16 protein-coding genes are annotated in these 19382 nt (G+C 67.1%); 9 read left to right on the top strand and 7 right to left on the bottom strand.

What is annotated here, in order from left to right; translation table 11 throughout:
• The first annotated feature begins 262 nt into the window (after positions 1–262).
• From AC07O4_RS03025 to AC07O4_RS03040, 4 genes are all read left to right on the top strand, one after another.
• On the top strand, positions 263–385 hold the full coding sequence (locus AC07O4_RS03025) for a hypothetical protein (protein ID WP_062479916.1): 123 nt from the start codon (positions 263–265) through the stop codon (positions 383–385).
• Positions 386–420: 35 nt separating this feature from the next.
• Complete coding sequence (locus AC07O4_RS03030) at positions 421–1524, top strand: NAD(P)/FAD-dependent oxidoreductase (protein ID WP_495303732.1); 1104 nt, start codon at positions 421–423, stop codon at positions 1522–1524.
• 133 nt (positions 1525–1657) lie between these two features.
• Entirely contained in the window at positions 1658–1954 is a 297-nt protein-coding gene (locus AC07O4_RS03035; RefSeq protein ID WP_056580064.1) for a glycine zipper domain-containing protein, read from the top strand.
• An 84-nt stretch (positions 1955–2038) separates the two neighbouring features.
• The gene (locus AC07O4_RS03040) at positions 2039–2740 is read left to right on the top strand and encodes a phage holin family protein (protein ID WP_495303733.1); all 702 of its coding nucleotides are present in this window, start codon (positions 2039–2041) and stop codon (positions 2738–2740) included.
• A gap of 28 nt (positions 2741–2768) precedes the next feature.
• Here AC07O4_RS03040 and AC07O4_RS03045 read toward each other — a convergent pair whose 3' ends face one another.
• Entirely contained in the window at positions 2769–3848 is a 1080-nt protein-coding gene (locus AC07O4_RS03045; RefSeq protein WP_495303734.1) for a quinone-dependent dihydroorotate dehydrogenase, read from the bottom strand.
• Positions 3849–3888: 40 nt separating this feature from the next.
• Between AC07O4_RS03045 and rpiA the strand changes: the two genes are divergently transcribed.
• Positions 3889–4593 (top strand): ribose-5-phosphate isomerase RpiA, encoded by a 705-nt coding sequence (gene rpiA / locus AC07O4_RS03050; protein ID WP_307586937.1) that lies wholly within the window; start codon positions 3889–3891, stop codon positions 4591–4593.
• 49 nt (positions 4594–4642) lie between these two features.
• On the opposite strand, the gene AC07O4_RS03055 is transcribed toward rpiA, so the two are convergent.
• The 5 genes from AC07O4_RS03055 to AC07O4_RS03075 form a co-directional block, all read right to left on the bottom strand.
• Positions 4643–5272, bottom strand: a complete 630-nt coding sequence (locus tag AC07O4_RS03055) for a glutaredoxin family protein (RefSeq protein WP_307693132.1) — start codon at positions 5270–5272, stop codon at positions 4643–4645.
• Positions 5273–5331: 59 nt separating this feature from the next.
• A complete protein-coding gene (locus tag AC07O4_RS03060; RefSeq protein WP_495303735.1) occupies positions 5332–7380 on the bottom strand; it encodes a M3 family metallopeptidase in 2049 nt (682 codons plus the stop codon).
• Between the two features lie 129 nt (positions 7381–7509).
• The gene (folD, locus tag AC07O4_RS03065) at positions 7510–8361 is read right to left on the bottom strand and encodes a bifunctional methylenetetrahydrofolate dehydrogenase/methenyltetrahydrofolate cyclohydrolase FolD (protein ID WP_495303736.1); all 852 of its coding nucleotides are present in this window, start codon (positions 8359–8361) and stop codon (positions 7510–7512) included.
• Between the two features lie 80 nt (positions 8362–8441).
• Positions 8442–9077, bottom strand: coding sequence for a response regulator transcription factor (locus AC07O4_RS03070; RefSeq protein WP_056580071.1), 636 nt, complete (start codon positions 9075–9077; stop codon positions 8442–8444).
• Entirely contained in the window at positions 9074–11614 is a 2541-nt protein-coding gene (locus AC07O4_RS03075; RefSeq protein WP_062479933.1) for a PAS domain-containing sensor histidine kinase, read from the bottom strand. The genes AC07O4_RS03070 and AC07O4_RS03075 overlap by 4 nt, the downstream gene beginning before the upstream one ends.
• A gap of 183 nt (positions 11615–11797) precedes the next feature.
• On the opposite strand from AC07O4_RS03075, the gene aceE reads away from it, so the two are divergent.
• The 4 genes from aceE to lpdA are packed head-to-tail and all read left to right on the top strand — an operon-like array spanning position 11798 to position 18642.
• A complete protein-coding gene (gene aceE / locus AC07O4_RS03080) occupies positions 11798–14527 on the top strand; it encodes a pyruvate dehydrogenase (acetyl-transferring), homodimeric type (protein WP_062479935.1) in 2730 nt (909 codons plus the stop codon).
• A 49-nt stretch (positions 14528–14576) separates the two neighbouring features.
• Positions 14577–16232 (top strand): dihydrolipoyllysine-residue acetyltransferase, encoded by a 1656-nt coding sequence (gene aceF, locus AC07O4_RS03085; RefSeq protein WP_495303737.1) that lies wholly within the window; start codon positions 14577–14579, stop codon positions 16230–16232.
• The gene (locus tag AC07O4_RS03090) at positions 16229–16822 is read left to right on the top strand and encodes an MFS transporter (RefSeq protein ID WP_495303738.1); all 594 of its coding nucleotides are present in this window, start codon (positions 16229–16231) and stop codon (positions 16820–16822) included. Before aceF ends, AC07O4_RS03090 begins: the two co-directional genes overlap by 4 nt.
• Positions 16819–18642, top strand: a complete 1824-nt coding sequence (gene lpdA, locus AC07O4_RS03095) for a dihydrolipoyl dehydrogenase (protein ID WP_495303739.1) — start codon at positions 16819–16821, stop codon at positions 18640–18642. Before AC07O4_RS03090 ends, lpdA begins: the two co-directional genes overlap by 4 nt.
• Before the next feature lie 86 nt (positions 18643–18728).
• Here the strand turns inward: lpdA and AC07O4_RS03100 are convergent, their stop codons facing one another.
• Positions 18729–19304 carry a C40 family peptidase gene (locus tag AC07O4_RS03100; RefSeq protein WP_062480809.1) on the bottom strand — a complete coding sequence of 192 codons (576 nt, stop codon included), beginning with the start codon at positions 19302–19304 and terminating at the stop codon, positions 18729–18731.
• Positions 19305–19382: the final 78 nt, after the last annotated feature.

Genomic DNA, 19382 nt, shown 5'->3' on the forward strand with positions numbered 1-19382 from the left:
CATGGCTCCCTCACCAAAGGGCGCTTCGCTCATGTGCGAAGGCGCGGCGATGCCTAGACTGGCCCTGCCATGCATCGTCCACTGTGATCCTCCCTGTGTGGTGTGGGAGGGGCGAGGACACAGCAGCGTGCGTGGCCCTGTTGCTGGAACGCCTGGGCGAGGGCCTGTTGTCGGTGCGCACCGACGACGCCTTCCGCCACGGGCCGCTTGCAGGCGCGTGAGAACGCGCTAGAACGAAGAGATGGAACGAAGGAGTGCAGCCATGGCCACCCAACCCGATCTTCCGTCTCCGATCACACCCGACCTGCCGGTCGAGCCCGACGAAGGGCCGGAGCACGCGCCCGACGAGCCCACCGACCCCGAGCCGCCGCCCAGCGCGAGGTAGGCCGAACGCCCGTCGCGCCGCGCTAAGCTCGCGCGATGGATGAAATCGATTGCGCCGTCATCGGTGCCGGCGTGGTGGGTCTGGCCGTGGCGCGCGCATTGGCGCTCGCGGGCCGGGAGGTGCTGGTGCTGGAGTCCGAAGGGGCCATCGGCACGGGAACGAGTTCGCGCAACAGCGAGGTGATCCACGCGGGCATCTATTACCCGCAGGGTTCGCTGAAGGCGACGCTGTGCGTCGAAGGACGCGACGCGCTGTACACCTACGCGCAGGCGCGCGGCGTGCCGCACAGCCGCTGCGGCAAGCTCATCGTGGCGACCTCGGCCGAACAGGTGGGGCAACTCGACGTGATCCGCGCCAAGGCCGCGGCCAACGGCGTGGACGATCTGGTGCTGCTCACCGCACAGCAAGCCAACGCCATGGAGCCGCAACTGCATTGCGTGGCCGCGCTGCATTCGCCGAGCACGGGCATCGTCGACAGCCACGCGCTGATGCTGGGCCTGCTCGGCGATCTCGAGAACGCGGGCGGCATGCTGGCGCTCAAGTCGCCCATCGAACGCGCCGAATGCGTGGATGGGGCCGTCGTGCTGATCGCCGCCGATGGCACGGCCCTGCGTTGCCGCACCGTGGTCAATGCCGCGGGGCTGGGCGCACCGGCGTTGGCGCGTCGCTTCGAAGGCATGCCGGCGTCGGTGGTGCCGCGCGAGTACTTCGCCAAGGGCAGCTACTTCACGCTCGCGGGCCGCGCGCCTTTCGGTCGGCTCATCTATCCCGTGCCGGAACCGGGCGGGCTCGGCGTGCACCTGACGCTCGACCTCGGTGGACAGGCCAAGTTTGGGCCCGACGTGCAATGGGTCGAGGCGGCCGACGATCTCGTGGTCGATCCGACGCGCGGCGAGCGCTTCTACGACGAGGTGCGCAGGTACTGGCCGGCCTTGCCCGACGGGGCGTTGATTCCCGGCTATGCGGGCATGCGCCCGAAGATCTCGGGGCCGGATGCGCCCGCGGCCGACTTCGTGATCGCGGGGCTCGCGTCGCATGGTGTGCCGGGGTTGGTCCATCTCTTCGGCATCGAGTCGCCCGGACTCACCAGTTGCCTGGCCATCGGACGGCACGTTGCGGACCTGCTCGCCGACGCCTGATGCATGCACTCGGGCACAACTGAGCACATCTGTCGCGCATGAGGGGCTTTCGAGCCTGTAACATGACAGCACGCCATATGCTGGCGTGAAGCCGCCGGCGCGGTGCCGGTGTCATCACGGAGGAAAGATTCCAATGAGTGCATCCAACAATCTTGAAGCAGCAGCCGAAGACATCGCAAGCGACGTGCGCGGCGTGCTGGCCAGCAAGGACCTGGATTCGGTTCCCCACATCAAGGCGCTGCGCCAACGCATCGACACCAAGCTCGCCATCGCGCGCGAGCTGGCTTCCGAAAAGAGCAAGCTGGCCGCCAAGAAGGCGCGCCAGGCGGCCACCGCCACCAACACCTACGCCCACGACGAACCTTGGCAGGTTGCCGGCGCCGCACTGGCCGTCGGCGTGCTGGTGGGCCTGTTGCTTGGCCGCCGCTGAGCGTCACTGCACCGGCCTGAGCGCGCACCGCCGTCCCTTCGTTCGCCGTTGCCACACTGTGGCCGGTGAGGGCGGAGGCGGCGCATGAGACTGCTGTCCCTGTTCGGGCTCGATGCCCGCATCCGCCGGTTGCGCATCGCCGCCGCCGAAGGTGCGCTGGCGGCCGAGGACCGGGTGCAGTTGCTGCGCATGGCCTGGGAGGACGAGAAGCAGCGCCTGAAGCTGACCCTCGTCCTGGTCGTCGCCGTGCTGGGGCTGACCACCGTCGCGGTGGCGTTGCTTTCGATGGCGGTGGTCGTGCATTACTGGGACACGCCGTACCGCGTCACCGCCGCCTGGGTGGTGGCCGGTGTCTGGGCGGTGCTGTGGCTGGCGGCCGTCATCGGCCTGATGCGCAGCCTGAGCAACGCTTCCAACAGCTTCGTTCCGACCTTTCAGGAGTTCGAGCGCGACTGGGCCTGGGTCCAGGACCGCTTCAACCTCGGCAAGGACCCGGAGCTGGACGACGAAGCGCCGCGTCCGCAGCGCCCCGCCACGCGCGAAGAGCTGCTGGCCCGCATGGACCGCCAGCGCGAGCGCATCGCCACCCTGCAGGGCGGTCGCGAGACGCAGCCGGCCTCGGGCGAGCACGTCAACGAATCGGCCGCGGCAACCGCGTTGCGCATTGCGCGCGAACACCCGGTGGCCGCGGGGGTGGTCGCTGCCGCTGCTGTGGCGGTGATCCGTCCGAAGCGGCTACTGCGCTGGGCCACGGTCATTGCACCGGTGCTCTGGCGCATGCGCTGAGCCACCGGCAGCAAAGAGAAGAACCGGCTCAGGCCTTGCGACGATCCCGTTGCAGCGCCTGGGCCGTTTCGCGGACCAGCCCGGGGCCGCGATAGATCAGGCCGGTGTAGATCTGCACCACGTCCGCGCCCGCGGCGATCTTGGCCTTGGCATCGGTCGCACTCAGGATGCCGCCCACCCCGATGATCGGAAAGTCCTTGCCCAGCGCCGCGCGCAGTTGCGCGATGACGCGGTTGCTGGCTTCGCGCACCGGCGCGCCCGAAAGGCCGCCGGCTTCCTGTGCGTGCGGCAGGCCGGCCACCGCGTCGCGCGCGAGCGTGGTGTTGGTGGCGATCACGCCGTCCATGCCGTGGCGCTGCAGCGTGGCGGCGATCACCGCGACCTGGGCGTCGTCGAGGTCGGGGGCGATCTTCACGAACAGCGGCGCGCGCTTGCCGTGGCGCGTGGCCAGCGCTTCACGCCGCTCGGCCACGGCGCCCAGCAGGGCGTCGAGCGCTTCGTCGCTCTGCAGCGAGCGCAGGTTGGCCGTGTTGGGGCTGGAGATGTTGATCGTCACGTAGTCCGCGTGCGGGTAGACGCCATCCAGGCAGGCCAGGTAGTCGTCCACCGCGCGCTCGATCGGCGTGGCCGCGTTCTTGCCGATGTTCAGGCCCAGCAGCATCGGCGACTTGCCGCCGCCGGCCTGCTTGCGAAAGCGCGCCTTCTGCACGTTGGCGAGGAAGGCATCGAGCCCTTCGTTGTTGAAGCCGAGCCGGTTGATCAGTGCATCGCGCTGCGGCAGGCGGAACATGCGCGGCTTCGGGTTGCCGGGCTGGCCCTTGGGCGTGACCGTGCCGACCTCGACGAAGCCGAAGCCCATGGCCGCGAAGGCGTCGATGCAGCGTGCGTTCTTGTCCAGCCCGGCGGCCAGGCCGACGCGGTTGGGGAAATTCAGGCCAGCCAGCTGGATCGGGTCTTCGACGCGCGTCGCCGCGTAGGCGCAGGCCAATGGCGTGTTCTGGGTGCGGGCCAGCCCGTCGAGGGTGATTTCATGGGCGTGCTCGGGGTCGAAACCGAACAGAAAAGGGCGGGCCAGGCCATAGAGCGAAGAGGGCAACAGCAGGGGCATCGGATAATTCTCGACTTCAATGAGCCAAGGATTCTCCGCGATGACCGCACCCGCCTCCCCAACCCCTCTTTCCCAGGATGAACTCAAGGCCCAGGTCGGCCTTGCCGCGCTGGCCTACGTGGTCAAGGGCGAGATCGTCGGCGTGGGCACCGGCTCCACGGTCAACAAGTTCATCGACGCACTGGCCACGATCAAGGACCAGATCAAAGGCGCCGTCTCCAGTTCGGTCGCGTCCACCGAGCGCCTGCGCGCACTGGGCATCCCGGTGTTCGACAGCAACGAGGTGGAAGAACTGGCCGTCTACATCGACGGCGCCGACGAGATCGACCACCGGGGCTTCATGGTGAAGGGCGGCGGCGCGGCGCTCACGCGCGAGAAGATCGTCGCGGCGCAGTCCAAGCGCTTCGTCTGCATCGCCGACGCCTCCAAGCTGGTCGAGACGCTCGGCGCGTTTCCGCTGCCGGTGGAAGTGATCCCGATGGCCGTGCGCCGCGTGATGCGCCAGTTCGCCGGCTTGGGCGGCATCGCCCAGGTGCGCGAAAAAGACGGCCTGCCGCTGGTGACCGACAACGGCCAGCACATCGTCGACGTGACCGGCCTGCGGATCACCGACCCGCGCGCCTTCGAATCCGAAGTGAGCCAGTGGCCCGGCGTGGTGACGGTGGGGGTCTTCGCCCACCAGAAGGCCGATGTGTGCCTGCTGGGCACGGCGTCGGGCGTGAAGACGTTGCAGTTCGCCGGCTGAACGGCGGCGATGCAGCACGGGGAGCACGGGGGCGGGGCCCCCGTCGTTCCTAGAACTTGATGCCGGCCGGGTTGTTCGGGCCTGGTGCGTTCGAGGGCGGTGCCGGCGCGGGATTCGGCGGCTGCAAGGGCGTGTCGGTCGCACGGGGTGCGGCCGCCGCCGGTGCCTGCTGCGCGACGAGCGGGCGCGCGGCCGGCGGCCGATAGCCTGGGGGCAGGCTGTTGCTCTTGGGATAGCCGGCCGCGTCGAGGTAGCGCGACCATTCCACATCCGAGAAGCCCTTGAGCTGCTGCGACCCGACGGTGAGCAGCGGCAGCGCGTTCTGTCCGCTCAGGCGCTGCAGGGCGTCGACGTCCTCGTTGCTCTTGATGGTGCGTTCCTCGAAGGGAATGCCGCGCGTGGTGAGCAGCGTGCGCGCCTCGTTGCAGGGGCCGCAGCCTTCGCCGCTGTACAGCGTGACGGGGTAGCGCTGTGCCACCTGGCGCAGTTCGTAGGGAAGCCCGCTGTTCGTCGGCGCGTTGACGCCAGCGGGCTGGGGCCCGCCCGTCGGTGCGTTGGTGACGACGGGGGGCTGGTCCGAGAACGTGACCTTGCCGTTCTTGTCGACCTGGCGGTAGACCGCCTGCGCCAGCACGCTGGCGGTCGACAGCACGAGGACCAGGCCGATCAGGCCGCGCATCGGGAGTTTGTAAAAAGTCGGATACATATCTCCCGAGTATCGCAAGCTTCAGCGCCGTATCAAGCGGGCTGGGCCTGAGCCATGCCCTGATGTCGCAGCAGCGCATCAAGCTGCGGCTCGCGGCCCCGGAAGGCCTTGAACGAATCCATGGCGCTGCGGCTGCCGCCGGCCTCCAGGATGGCCTGGCGGTATCGGCGGCCGGTCTCGATGTTGGGCTCGCCGTCGGCGCCCACGGTTTCCTCGAAAGCCGCGTAGGCGTCGGCGCTCAGCACCTCGGCCCACTTGTAGCTGTAGTAGCCGGCCGCGTAGCCGCCCGAGAAGATGTGGCTGAAGGTGTTCGGCGTTCGGCTGAAGGGCGGCGAGGGCATCACGGCCACTTCCGCGCGCACCTGGCCGAGCAGCGCCATCACGGCGCCCGGGGCGGCGGCGGCAGCCTGGTGCTCGGTGTGCAGCAGCATGTCGAACAGCGAGAACTCGATCTGGCGCAGCGTCTGCAGCCCGCTCTGGAAGTTCTTGGCGGCGGTCATCTTGTCGAACAGCGCGCGCGGCAGCGGCTCGCCGGTGTCGACGTGGGCCGTCATGTGGGCGAGCACGTCCCACTCCCAGCAGAAGTTTTCCATGAACTGGCTCGGCAGCTCGACCGCGTCCCACTCGACGCCGCTGATGCCAGACACGTCGCGCTCGTTCACCTGCGTGAGCATGTGGTGCAGGCCGTGGCCGAACTCGTGGAAGAGGGTGGTCACGTCGTCGTGCGTGAGCAGCGGCGGCTTGCCGTCGACGCCGCTGGCGAAGTTGCACACCAGCTGCGCCACCGGCGTCTGCAGCACGCCGTCGTCGGGGCGCAGCCAGCGGGCGCGCACGTCGTCCATCCAGGCGCCGCCGCGCTTGGCGGCGCGGGCGGAGGGGTCGAGGTAGAACTGGCCGACCTTCTGGCCGGCCCGCTCGATGCGGTAGAACTCGACGCTCGGGTGCCAGGTGGGCGCGTTGTCGCGGCGGATCGACACCTCGAACAGCGTTTCGACGATCTTGAACAGGCCGGCCATCACCTTCGGCGCCGGGAAGTACTGCTTCACCTCCTGCTCGCTGAAGGCGTAGCGCGCTTCCTTGAGCTTTTCGCCGACATAGGTCCAGTCCCAGGCTTGCGGGTCGACGAGGTTCAGCTGCTCGGCCGCGAAGGCGCGCAGGTCGGCCAGGTCGCGCTCGCCGTAGGGCTTGGCCTTGGCGGCGAGGTCGCGCAGAAACTTGACGACCTGCTCGGGCGATTCGGCCATTTTGGGCACGACCGAGAGTTCGCCGAAATTCTTGTAGCCCAGCAGCTTCGATTCTTCCTCGCGCAGCGCGAGGATCTCGGTGATGAGCGCGGTGTTGTCGAACTTCGGATCGCCGAGTTCGCTGGCGCGCGTGACGTAGGCGCGGTACAGGGTTTCGCGCAGTGCGCTGCTCTTGGCGAACTGCATCACCGGCAGGTAGCACGGCATCTTGAGCGTGAGCTTGTAGCCCTTCTTGCCTTCGGCCTCGGCGGCCGCGCGCGCGGCGCTCACCACGTCTTCGGGCACACCGTCGAGTTCACCCAGCTGCGCGTAGTGCGCGAAGGCGTCGGTGGCGTCGAGGGCGTTTTCGCTGAACTTCTGGCTCAGCTCGGCCTGGCGTTCCTGGATGTCGGCAAAGCGCTGCTTGGCCTCGCCCTGCAGCTCGGCGCCGCCGAGCACGAAGTTGCGCACGGCGTTCTTGTGCGCCTGGCGCTGCTCGGGGTTGAGCGTGGCCGGGTCGATGGCCTTGTACTTGGCGTACAGGCGCTCGTCGGAACCCAGGCGGGTCCAGAAGGCGGTGACGCGCGGCATGGCCTCGTTGTAGGCGGCGCGCAGCTCCGGCGTGTCGGCCACGGCGTTGAGGTGACCGACAGCGCCCCAGGCGCGGCTGAAGCGTTCGGAGGCCACGTCGAGCACCTTGGAGATCGCGATCCAGTCGGCCGGGAATTCGGGCGCCGTCACCGTCTGCAGCGCGGCCTCGGCATCGGCCAGCAGCGCGTCGACCGCGGGCGACACGTGTTCGGGCTTGATGCGGTCGAACAGGGGGAGGTCGGTGAAGTCGAGGAGCGGATTGGTCATGTGAAAGATCCTGGGCGAGCGTAGCGAAGCCATTTCGGGAACCACCGCGGAACCGGCTTTGCCGGGTCGCCGGTGGTGCCCCTTGAGGGGGAGGCGGCTACACGCAGTGAGCCAACAACGGGGTGGTTCTTATCTTGCGGCGCGTTCGGCCGCTTCAAGGGTGTTGACCAGAAGCATGGCGCGCGTCATCGGGCCGACGCCGCCGGGCACGGGGGTGATCCAGCCGGCCACTTCCTTCACGCCGTCGAAATCGACGTCGCCGGCCAGCTTGCCGTCGGCCTTGCGGTTCATGCCCACGTCGATGACGACGGCGCCGGGCTTCACCATGTCGGCGGTCAGCAGGTCGAGCTTGCCCACGGCGGCGACGACCACGTCGGCCTGGCGCGTGAGGGCGCCCAGGTCTTTCGTGGCGCTGTGGCAGATGGTCACGGTGGCGCTCTTGGCCAGCAGCATCATGGCCATCGGCTTGCCGACGATGTTGCTGCGGCCGATGACCACGGCGTGCTTGCCGCGCAGGTCGTAGCCGATCGATTCGAGCATCTTCATGCAGCCGTGCGGCGTGCAGGGCCAGAAGCCCGGGGCGCCGGTCATCAGCGCGCCGGCGCTGGCCACGTGGAAGCCGTCGACGTCCTTGGCGGGCGAGATGGTCTCGATGACCTTCTGGCTGTCCATGTGCTTGGGCAACGGCAATTGAACGAGGATGCCGTGCACCTTGGGGTCGTCGTTGAGGGCGCGGATGCGTGCCAGCAGGTCGGCCTCGCTCAGGTCGGCGGGGTAGGTCTCGAGCGTGGCCTGCAGGCCGGTTTCGGTGCTGTCGTTGACCTTGTGCTTGGTGTAGACCTGGCTCGCCGGATCGCTGCCCACCAAAATGATGGACAGGGCCGGGTTCACGCCGCGTGCCTTCAGCGCAGCGGTGCGGCCGGACACCTCGGCGCGGATGGTTTTGGCGAGGGCGTTGCCGTCGATCAGTTGGGCGGTCATCGGTTTTGATTTTCCAAGTAAAAACGCCCGCTTGCGCAGGCGTGGGGAAGGTGCGTGGCTATCGCAGGGATAGCTGCGGCTCAGGAGGCCTTGGCCGCGGGGGCCGCTTGCCCGAGCGCGATCTTGAGCAGATCGGCCACGGTGTTGGCGTTGAGCTTTTCCATGATGTTGGCGCGGTGCGCCTCCACCGTCTTGATGCTGATGCCCAGGTCGTCGGCGATCTGCTTGTTCAGGCGGCCGGCAACGATGCGCTCAAGCACCTGCGCCTCGCGGCCGGTGAGCTTGGACAGCAGCGCGTCGCGGCTGGCCGACTGCTGGTGCTGCGTGAAGGCGCCGCGTGCGTGTTCGAGCATGCGCTCGACCAACGACACGAGTTCTTCGTCGTTGAAGGGCTTCTGGATGAAATCCATCGCGCCCTTCTTCATGCTGTCGACCGCCATCGGCACGTCGCCGTGGCCGGTGATGACCACGATCGGCAACGGAGAACGCCGTTCGATCAGTCGATCCTGCAATTCGAGGCCGGTCATGCCGGCCATGCGGATATCGACGATCAGACAGGCGACTTCGCGCGGGTCGTATCGGGAGAGAAAGGATTCGGCGGACTCGAAACAGCGGACTCTGTAGTCCTTGCCTTCGAGCAGCCATTGCAGCGAATCGCGTACGGCTTCGTCGTCATCGACGACATAGACCGTGCCCTTCTTCGGAATCAAACTCATGCAGGTACCTTTGCCTCGTCGCTTGCTACGGAACTGATAGCGTCCAACACCGGAATCCAGAAGGAAAAACGGCATCCGATCACATCCGGGCCATTGTAGATGTTCTCCGCCTGCATCCGGCCGCGGTGCGACTCGACGATGGTGCGGCACAGGTTGAGCCCGATGCCCATGCCCTCGGGCTTGGTGGAGAAGAAGGCTTCGTAGAGCCGGTCCATGACCTCGGGGGAGAGCCCTTTGCCCGTGTCCTGCACCGAGAACTCGATGGCATTGTGCCCCTCGATCACCTTGGGCAGCACGCGCAGTTCGACGCTGCGGCGCGCCAGCGGGCGGTCGGCAATGTCGATGGATTCGGCCGCGTTCTTCAGCAGGTTGACCATCACCTGCTCGATGAGGATCGGGTCGACGCGCACCACCGGCAGCCGCGCGGCCACGTAGTGGTTCAGGCGCACGTTGCGCCGGCGCAGCTCGATGCCCGCGAGTTCGACCGCCTCGCTCACCATGGTGGCGACGTCGGCCGGCGTGCGGTTGGGTTCGCTGCGTTTCACGAAGGAGCGGATGCGCTGGATGATCTGGCCCGCGCGCTGTGCCTGCTTCGAGGTTTTTTCGAGCGCGGCGAGCAGGGCGTCGTTGTCGATCGTCTGCCCCTTGATGCGCGACATCATCCCGTTGCAGTAGTTGGCGATGGCGGTGAGCGGCTGGTTCAACTCGTGTGCCACGCTCGACGCCATTTCGCCCATGGTGATCAGGCGGCTCGCGGCCTGGGCCTTGTCGGCCTGCGCGGCGGCCTGCTCTTCGGCGTCGCGGCGCGGCGTGATGTCGGTGGCGATCACGAGCTGCGCCAGGCGCCCGTCGACCCAGGTCAGGTAGCGCGAGCGCACCTCGAGCCACTTGCCCAGGTGCGGCACGAAGATCTCGTTGTTCGCGGTCTGGGCGGCGGTGAGTGTGTCGATCGGCAGGCCGGCGTAGGGGTCGACGTCGTCCAGGCCTTCGTCGTGCGCGTTCGACGGCGGCACGCCGGCCTGCGCCACCATGCCCAGGTGGCCCACGGTGTCGGAGCCGAACCACAGGCGGTACAGCTTGTTGGCGAACAGCAGTTCCTCGCTGCCGATGGGTGCCACCGACACGGCAGCGTCGAGCGCCTCGAGCACGGTGGTGAAGCGTTCGTACGAGGCGGACAGCTGCTCGCGGATGCGCGTCGGTTCGGTGATGTCGGTCATCGACGTCATCCAGCCGGTCTGGTGGCCGCGCGCGTCGATCAGCGGCGACACATACAGGCGCGCGTTGAACACGCTGCCGTTCTTGCGCTTCACGCGCACCTGGAAGCCGCCGGGCAGGGCGCGGCCGTGCAGCTCTTCTTCGAGGCGCTCGTTCATCACCTCGCGGTCGGATTCGAGCCAGTAGGGGAAGGGCGGCGTCTGGCCGACCAGCTCGTCTTCGCTCCAGCCCGTCATGGCGCAGAACGCGGCGTTCACGTAGGTGATGCGGCCTTGCAGGTCGAGCACGCGCATGCCGGTGAGCATGGAGTTTTCCATCGCGCGGCGGAAGTTGGTCTCGGCGACCAGCCGCTGCTGCGCCTGCAGGCGGCGGCGCGTGTGGCGCCAGGTGCCGATCAGCATCCAGCTGGTCATCACGCTGAGGGCGCACACGAGCCAGAAGAGGCCGTTGCCCACCACCCCCTGCGAGGTGCGGTAGGCCTGCGCGCGCAGCATCAGCGCATTGCCCACGGGCGACACCGGCACTTCGTATTCGTTGGTGGCTTCGGTCCAGGGCAGCAGGCGGGTGCCGCTGTTCTTCAGCGGCGTGGTGTTGCCGGCGATGACGTTGCCCTTGGCGTCGAGCAACGAGACGGCGTAGCGCGCCTGCACCTCGGAGGGCATGCCGTAGCGCAGCAGGCCGTCGATGGAGAACTCGCCGAGCACGACGCCAGCGAACAGGCCCTGGTCGAACAGCGGGATGTGAAGCTGCAGCATCGCAGCGGGCTCGCCGCCGGCCACGGGCTGCGAGTACACCGGCTGGCGCAGCTCGCGCGCCAAGGCGTAGTTGCTTTCGATGTCGCCGGGGCGCAGCACGTCGCCGATCAGGTGCTGTTGCGCCGGATGCACGCTGGGCGCGGCATAGCCGGCCTTGAAGCGGCGGCGATCGTCGATCCAGCTGATGGTCTGCAGCTCGGGGAACTGGCTCACCAGCGACTCGGCGCGGCTCGTGAACTCGACCGGGTCGATCTCGCGGTTGGAGGCATCGCGCGCGATGCGCATCAGCTGTTCCTGCCGCTCCAGCAAACGCAGGCGCATGCGCTGTTGCGCGTACTCGACATCGCGTCGCACCGACTCCTGCTCGCGCTCGACTTCTTCGGAGCGCAGGTACCAGAACGCCGACACGATGGCCGCGAGAAACAGCAGCACGGCCGCCATCGGCGCGAGCATCGCGACGGCGTCCTGCAGCACGGGTGTCTGCTTGCGCCACCACGTGCGCCACCAGGACAGCGGCGAGGCTTTGACGGCACTGCGGGCGACCGCGAGCGGGGAGGAAAGGGGCATGGGCGGAGTTTAGGTGATGGCCCTCCCGGGCAAGAGGCCCTGCAGGGGACGTGCTTCCTTGATATTTCATAATAAGAAATCAACAAGCACTATTTGAAATAGGGAAACTTCTATGCGAAACTCCGGCGCGCTCGGTGCCCAGCGCACTAAATTACAGCCACAGCCCTAAAAGGAGAGACAAGCATGTCGGCAAATCCCGAGAACCTGTTCGGCTCGGCCGCAAACGATGCGGACGCCCAGGAGACGCGTGAATGGATGGATGCACTGTCTTCCGTCATCCAGAGCGAAGGGCCCGAGCGGGCGCACTTCCTGCTCGAACAACTGCTCGAACATGCGCGCCAGAACAGCGTCGACATGCCGTTCTCGGCCAACACCGGCTACGTGAACACCATCGAGCCGGGCGTGGAAGCCCGCAGCCCCGGCAACCTCGAGATCGAACAGCGCCTGCGCGCCTACATGCGCTGGAACGCCATGGCCATGGTGGTCAAGGCCAACCGCATCCACCCGCCCGAAGGCGGTGACCTGGGCGGCCACATCGGCTCCTTCGCCTCGCTGGCCAGCATGTTCGGCGCCGGCTTCAACCACTTCTGGCACGCCGAGAGCGAAAACCACGGCGGCGACCTGCTGTACATCCAGGGCCACGTGTCGCCCGGCATCTACGCCCGCGCCTACCTCGAAGGTCGCCTCTCCGAAGACCAGTTGCTCAACTTCCGCCAGGAAGTGGACGGCAAGGGCCTGTCGAGCTATCCGCATCCGAAGCTGATGCCCGAGTTCTGGCAGTTCCCCACGGTGTCGATGGGCCTGGGCCCGCTGATGGCGATCTACCAGGCGCGCTTCCTGAAGTACCTGCACGCCCGCGGCATCGCCAACACCGAGAACCGCAAGGTGTGGGTGTTCTGCGGCGACGGCGAAATGGACGAAGTCGAATCGCTCGGCGCCATCGGCCTGGCCGCGCGCGAGAACCTCGACAACCTGATCTTCGTCATCAACTGCAACCTGCAGCGCCTGGACGGCCCGGTGCGCGGCAATGGCAAGATCATCCAGGAGCTCGAAGGCGAGTTCCGCGGCGCCAACTGGAACGTCATCAAGCTCATCTGGGGCAAGGGCTGGGACGCCCTGCTCGAGAAGGACCATGACGGCGCGCTGCGCAAGATCATGATGGAGTGCAACGACGGCGACTACCAGTCGTTCAAGGCCAACGACGGCGCCTACGTGCGCAAGAACTTCTTCGGCCGCGATCCGCGCACGCTGAAGATGGTCGAGCACCTGACCGACGACGAGGTCTGGAACCTGCAGCGCGGCGGCCACGACTCGCAGAAGGTGTACGCCGCCTTCCACGCCGCCCAGAACCACAAGGGCCAGCCCTCGGTGCTGCTCGTCAAGACCGTCAAGGGCTTCGGCATGGGCAAGATCGGCGAAGGCAAGAACACGGTCCACCAGACCAAGAAGCTCGGCGACGAGGACATCAAGGCCTTCCGCGACCGCTTCAACATCCCGATTCCCGACAGCCAGATCGCCGAGCTGCCGTTCTACAAGCCGGCCGACGACACGCCGGAAATGCGCTACCTGCACGAGCGCCGCAAGGCCCTGGGCGGTTACCTGCCGCACCGCCGCGTCAAGGCCGACGAGAGCTTCACGGTGCCCTCACTCGACACCTTCAAGGCGGTGATGGAGCCCACGGCCGAAGGCCGCGAGATCTCGACCACGCAAGCCTACGTGCGCTTCCTCACGCAGCTGCTGCGCGACAAGGCCCTGGGCCCGCGCGTGGTGCCCATCCTGGTGGACGAGGCCCGCACCTTCGGCATGGAAGGCCTGTTCCGCCAGATCGGCATCTACAACCCGCACGGTCAGCAGTACACCCCGGTCGACAAGGACCAGGTCATGTACTACAAGGAAGACAAGGCCGGCCAGATCCTGCAAGAGGGCATCAACGAAGCCGGCGGCATGTCCAGCTGGATCGCGGCGGCCACGTCGTACAGCACGAACAACCGCATCATGGTGCCGTTCTACGTGTACTACTCGATGTTCGGCTTCCAGCGCATCGGCGACCTGGCCTGGGCGGCCGGCGACATGCAGGCCCGCGGCTTCCTGCTGGGCGGCACCTCGGGACGCACCACGCTGAACGGCGAAGGCCTGCAGCACGAAGACGGTCACAGCCACATCCTGGCCAACACCATCCCGAACTGCGTGAGCTACGACCCGACCTTCGCGCACGAAGTCGGCGTGATCCTGCACCACGGTTTGAAGCGCATGGTCGAGAAGCAGGACAACGTCTACTACTACCTGACGCTGCTCAACGAGAACTACGCGATGCCCGGCCTGCAGCCCGGCACCGAAGAGCAGATCATCAAGGGCATGTACCTGTCCAAGCAGGGCCCGGTGGTCAAGGCCGCCAAGGGCGCCAAGGAAGCACCGACCGTGCAACTGCTGGGCAGCGGCACCATCCTGCGCGAGAGCTTTGCCGCGCAGGAACTGCTCGAGAAGGAGTGGGGCGTGTCGGCTTCGGTGTGGAGCTGCCCGAGCTTCAACGAGCTGACCCGCGACGGCCAGGACGCCGACCGCTGGAACCTGCTGCACCCCGACCAGACGCCGCGCGTGCCCTTCGTGGCCGAGCAGCTCGGTGCCTCGACCGGCCCGGTGATCGCGTCGACCGACTACATGAAGGCCTACGCCGAGCAGATCCGTCCGTTCGTGCCCAAGGGCCGCAACTACAAGGTGCTGGGCACCGACGGTTTCGGTCGCAGCGACTTCCGCGCCAAGCTGCGCGAACACTTTGAGATCAATCGTCACTACATCGTCGTGGCCGCGCTCAAGGCGCTGAGCGAAGATGGCACCGTGCCGGTGGCCAAGGTGGTGGAAGCGATCAAGAAGTACGGCATCAATGTCGACAAGGTCAACCCGCTTTACGCTTGAACATCAACAACCAACGAACGAACGGCGCCTGACGGCGGGAGACAACGATATGGCAGCAGTGGAAGTGAAGGTGCCGGACATCGGCGATTTCGATGAAGTCGCGGTGATCGAGGTGCTCGTGAAGGTGGGCGACACGGTCAAGGCCGAACAGTCGCTCATCACGGTCGAATCGGACAAGGCGTCGATGGAAATCCCGTCGTCCACGGCCGGTGTGGTCAAGGAAATCAAGGTCGCCGTGGGCGACAAGGTCAAGGAAGGCTCGGTGGTGCTGGTGGTCGAGGCCGAGGGCGCGGCTGCCGCCGCCCCGGCACCGGCCGCTGCGCCTGCTGCCGCGGCACCCGCTGCGGCGGTTGCAGCGCCCGCGCCCGTCGCCGCCGCACCGGTTGCCTCTGGCCCGGTCGAAGTCAAGGTGCCGGACATCGGCGACTTCAAGGACGTTGCGGTCATCGAGCTGCTCGTGAAGGTGGGTGACACCATCGCCGCCGAGCAGTCGCTGATCACGGTGGAGTCGGACAAGGCCTCGATGGAAATCCCGTCGTCGGCCGCCGGCGTGCTGAAGGAACTCAAGGTCAAGGTCGGCGACACCGTCAACATCGGCGACCTGATCGCGGTGCTCGAAGGCGCCGCAGGGGCTGCCGCACCCGCATCGGCGCCCGCGCCGGCACAGGCTGCCGCTGCCGCGCCCGCCGCCGCAACCGCCAGCGCGCCGGCTGCCGCAGCGCCTGCTGCAGCCGCCCCGGCCCACCAGCCGACCTCGGCCCCCACCGGCAGCCTGCCGCACGCCTCGCCCTCGGTGCGCAAGTTCGCGCGCGAACTCGGCGTGCCGCTCGAAGAGGTCAAGGGTTCCGGCCTCAAGGGCCGCATCACGCAGGAAGACGTCCAGAACTTCACCAAGGCCGTGATGAGCGGCCAAGCCAGCACCAAGGCCTCGGCGGCCAAGGCGCCGGCCGGTGGTGGTGGCGACGGCGCGGCGCTGGGCCTCATCCCGTGGCCGAAGGTCGACTTCACGAAGTTCGGCACCGTCGAGCGCAAGGACCTGTCGCGCATCAAGAAGCTCAGCGGCGCGAACCTGCACCGCAACTGGGTGATGATCCCGCACGTCACCAACAACGACGAAGCCGACATCACCGAGCTCGAGGCCTTCCGCGTCTCCACCAACAAGGAGAACGAGAAGTCGGGCATCAAGGTCACGATGCTGGCCTTCGTGATCAAGGCGGTGGTCGCGGCGCTGAAGAAATTCCCCGACTTCAACACCAGCCTGGACGGCGACCAGCTCGTCTACAAGCAGTACTACAACATCGGCTTCGCGGCCGACACGCCCAACGGGCTCGTGGTGCCGGTGCTGAAGGATGCCGACAAGAAGGGCATCCTGCAGATCAGCGCCGAGATGGGCGAACTCGCCAAGAAGGCGCGCGACGGCAAGCTCGGTTCGGCCGACATGCAGGGCGGCTGCTTCTCGATCAGCTCGCTCGGCGGTATCGGCGGCACGCACTTCACGCCCATCATCAACGCCCCCGAAGTGGCCATCCTCGGCCTCTCCAAGGGTCAGATGAAGCCGGTGTGGGACGGCAAGCAGTTCGTGCCGCGCCTCACGCTGCCGCTGTCGCTGTCGTACGACCACCGCGTGATCGACGGCGCCCTGGCTGCGCGTTTCAACGCCTACCTGGGGCAAGTGCTCGCGGACTACCGTCGCATCCTGCTATGACCACCGTAGTGGCCGTCCGCAAAGGCGGCCAGGTCACGATGGCGGCAGACTCGCTGGTGACCTTCGGCGACACGCGCATGTCGCACAACGCCGAAGCGAACCAGAAGATCTTCACCGTCGAGGATGCCGCGGGCCAGAGCCTGTTCGCGGTGGCGGGCGCTGCTGCGCACCAGCTGGTGCTCCAGCATGCGCTGGCCGCCCAGCCGCGCGAGGCGCTGCAGTTCGGCAGCAAGCACGAGGTGTTCCACACCTTCACGCTGCTGCATCCGGTGCTGAAGGACTCGTTCTTCATGCAGACCAAGGAAGACGAGCACGAGCCCTACGAGTCCAGCCAGTTCACCATGCTGCTGGCCAACCCGAGTGGCATCTACGGCATCTACAGCTACCGCGAGGTGTTCGAGTTCAAGCAGTACTGGGCCATCGGCTCGGGACGCAGCTTTGCGCTCGGCGCCATGCACGCGGCCTATGACAACAAGTCGCGCAGCGCGCGCGACGTGGCGGAGGCGGGCATCGCCGCCGCCTGCGAATTCGATCGCAATTCGGCCCTGCCGGCCGACGTTCTCACACTCAAACTGAAAGTGTCCAAATGAGCGAACAACACATCAAGGTGCCGGACATCGGCGACTTCGACGAAGTCGCGGTGATCGAGGTGCTGGTCAACGTCGGCGACACGGTCAAGGCCGAGCAGTCGCTCATCACGGTCGAATCGGACAAGGCTTCGATGGAGATTCCCTCGTCGGCCGCCGGCGTGGTGAAGTCGCTGGCCGTGAAGGTGGGCGACAAGGTCAAGGAAGGCTCGGTCGTGCTGACGCTCGAGGTCGACGGGGCCGCTGCGCCCGCGCCGGCTGCTGCACCCGCACCGGCGGCAGCTGCGCCTGCGCCCAAGGCGGCCGCACCGGCCCCTGCTGCGGCGGCGCCCGTGGCGGCATCCAGCTACGGCGGCAAGGTCGATGTCGAGTGCGACGTGGTCGTGCTCGGCGCCGGCCCCGGCGGCTACTCGGCCGCCTTCCGCGCGGCCGACCTCGGCCTGAAGGTCGTGCTCATCGAACGCTACGCCACGCTCGGCGGCGTGTGCCTGAACGTCGGCTGCATTCCCTCGAAGGCGCTGCTGCACGTCGCGTCCGTCATGGACGAGGTCAAGCACTTCGCCGACCTGGGTGTGAGCTTCGCTGCGCCCACGGTCGACCGCGCCAAGCTGCTCGGCCACAAGAACAAGGTGGTGGGCAAGCTCACCGGCGGCCTCACGGCCATGGCCAAGATGCGCAAGGTGACGGTGCTGCGCGGCGTGGGCAACTTCATCGACCCGTACCATCTGGAAGTCGAAGAGACCTCCGGCACGAGCTGGGACACCACCGGCAAGAAGCAGACCGTCAAGTTCCGCAACGCGATCATCGCGGCCGGCTCGCAGTCGGTCAGCCTGCCCTTCATGCCGAAGGACCCGCGCGTGGTCGACTCGACCGGTGCGCTCGAGATGGGCACCGACCCCAAGCGCATGCTGGTGCTGGGCGGCGGCATCATCGGCCTCGAAATGGGCACGGTGTATTCGACGCTGGGTGCGCGCCTCGATGTGGTCGAGATGCTCGACGGCCTCATGCAGGGCGCCGACCGCGACCTCGTGAAGGTCTGGCAGAAGATGAACGCGCCGCGCTTCGACAACATCATGCTCAAGACCAAGACGGTCGGAGCCGAAGTCACGAAGGAAGGCATCAAGGTCACCTTCGAGGGCGAGAATGCGCCGAAGGAACCGCAGGTGTACGACCTCGTGCTGCAGGCCGTGGGTCGCAGCCCGAACGGCAAGAAGATCGGCGCCGAGAAGGCCGGCATCACGGTGAGCGATCGCGGCTTCATTCCGGTCGACATCCAGATGCGCACCAACGTGCCCCACATCTTCGCCATCGGCGACATCGTGGGCCAGCCCATGCTGGCGCACAAGGCGGTGCACGAGGCGCATGTGGCGGCCGAAGTGATCGCCGGCGAGCAGAAGGGCGACAAGGAGCTGTCCAGCGCCGCCTTCAACGCCCGCGTGATCCCCAGCGTGGCCTACACCGACCCCGAAGTGGCATGGGTCGGCCTCACGGAAGACCAAGCCAAGGCCGAAGGCATCAAGGTCAAGAAGGGCCACTTCCCGTGGACCGCATCGGGCCGCGCCATCGCCAACGGTCGCGACGAAGGCTTCACCAAGCTGCTGTTCGACGCCGAGACGCACCGCATCCTGGGTGGCGGCATCGTCGGCACGCACGCCGGCGACATGATCGGCGAGATCGCGCTGGCCATCGAGATGGGCGCGGACGAGATCGACATCGGCAAGACCATCCATCCGCACCCGACGTTGGGCGAGAGCATCGGCATGGCGGCGGAAGTGGCGCACGGCACCTGCACGGACCTGCCGCCGGCGAAGAAGGCGGCCTGATCGAGAGGCGCTACGGCGCCTGTCGAGCGCCCACAAAAAATCCCGCCGCGGCGGGATTTTTTTCGTCCTGGATTCGGTGTGCCGAATCAGTCGCTGGCGGTGCCCATGGCCGCGGCCTTGACCTCGTCGCCCTGGCCGCTGAGCACGCGGCGGGCACCGTCGAAGCGACGCTGCCAGTAGCTGCCGTTCATGTCTTCGACGCGGACCTGGGCGCCGGAGCGGGGGGAGTGGATGAACTTGCCTTCGCCGACGTAGATGCCGACGTGGCTGAAGGTGCGGCGCATGGTGTTGAAGAACACGAGGTCGCCGGGCTTGAGCTGGCTGCGGTCGATCTTCTCGGTGGCGGCGGCCTGTTCTTCGGCGCGGCGCGGGAGCACGTGGCCCACGGTCTGGTTGTACATGGCGCGGACGAAGCCGCTGCAATCGAAGCCGGATTCGGCGGTGTTGCCGCCACGGCGGTAGGGGACGCCGAGGAAGCCGATGGCGGTCACGACGAGGTCGGACGTGCGCTCTGCGACGGTCTGACGAACCTGATGGAACTGGCCGACCAGGCCGCGTTCGGCAAGGATTCGGTCCATCTCATCCGATCGATCCTGTTGAGGGGGGGCGGCGTGGACGGCCACGGCGAACAGGAGGGATACGGGTAGGACGAAAAAACGCATGGCGCGTAGGATATTGATGACGCGCAGTTATGTCAATTTAATCTGAATTGTTGAATGCGTGCGTAAGTCATTGATTTA

Source organism: Variovorax sp. GW821-FHT09D04 (assembly GCF_059416405.1).

Coding starts and splice junctions, on each gene's coding strand:
- aceF (WP_495303737.1), top strand. CDS start 14,577: ATGGCAGCAGTGGAAGTGAAGGTGCCGGACATCGGCGATTTCGATGAA.
- AC07O4_RS03100 (WP_062480809.1), bottom strand. CDS start 19,304: ATGCGTTTTTTCGTCCTACCCGTATCCCTCCTGTTCGCCGTGGCCGTC.
- AC07O4_RS03030 (WP_495303732.1), top strand. CDS start 421: ATGGATGAAATCGATTGCGCCGTCATCGGTGCCGGCGTGGTGGGTCTG.
- AC07O4_RS03045 (WP_495303734.1), bottom strand. CDS start 3,848: ATGCCCCTGCTGTTGCCCTCTTCGCTCTATGGCCTGGCCCGCCCTTTT.
- folD (WP_495303736.1), bottom strand. CDS start 8,361: ATGACCGCCCAACTGATCGACGGCAACGCCCTCGCCAAAACCATCCGC.
- AC07O4_RS03060 (WP_495303735.1), bottom strand. CDS start 7,380: ATGACCAATCCGCTCCTCGACTTCACCGACCTCCCCCTGTTCGACCGC.
- AC07O4_RS03040 (WP_495303733.1), top strand. CDS start 2,039: ATGAGACTGCTGTCCCTGTTCGGGCTCGATGCCCGCATCCGCCGGTTG.
- AC07O4_RS03025 (WP_062479916.1), top strand. CDS start 263: ATGGCCACCCAACCCGATCTTCCGTCTCCGATCACACCCGACCTGCCG.
- aceE (WP_062479935.1), top strand. CDS start 11,798: ATGTCGGCAAATCCCGAGAACCTGTTCGGCTCGGCCGCAAACGATGCG.
- AC07O4_RS03075 (WP_062479933.1), bottom strand. CDS start 11,614: ATGCCCCTTTCCTCCCCGCTCGCGGTCGCCCGCAGTGCCGTCAAAGCC.
- rpiA (WP_307586937.1), top strand. CDS start 3,889: ATGACCGCACCCGCCTCCCCAACCCCTCTTTCCCAGGATGAACTCAAG.
- AC07O4_RS03035 (WP_056580064.1), top strand. CDS start 1,658: ATGAGTGCATCCAACAATCTTGAAGCAGCAGCCGAAGACATCGCAAGC.
- AC07O4_RS03055 (WP_307693132.1), bottom strand. CDS start 5,272: ATGCGCGGCCTGATCGGCCTGGTCCTCGTGCTGTCGACCGCCAGCGTG.
- AC07O4_RS03090 (WP_495303738.1), top strand. CDS start 16,229: ATGACCACCGTAGTGGCCGTCCGCAAAGGCGGCCAGGTCACGATGGCG.
- AC07O4_RS03070 (WP_056580071.1), bottom strand. CDS start 9,077: ATGAGTTTGATTCCGAAGAAGGGCACGGTCTATGTCGTCGATGACGAC.
- lpdA (WP_495303739.1), top strand. CDS start 16,819: ATGAGCGAACAACACATCAAGGTGCCGGACATCGGCGACTTCGACGAA.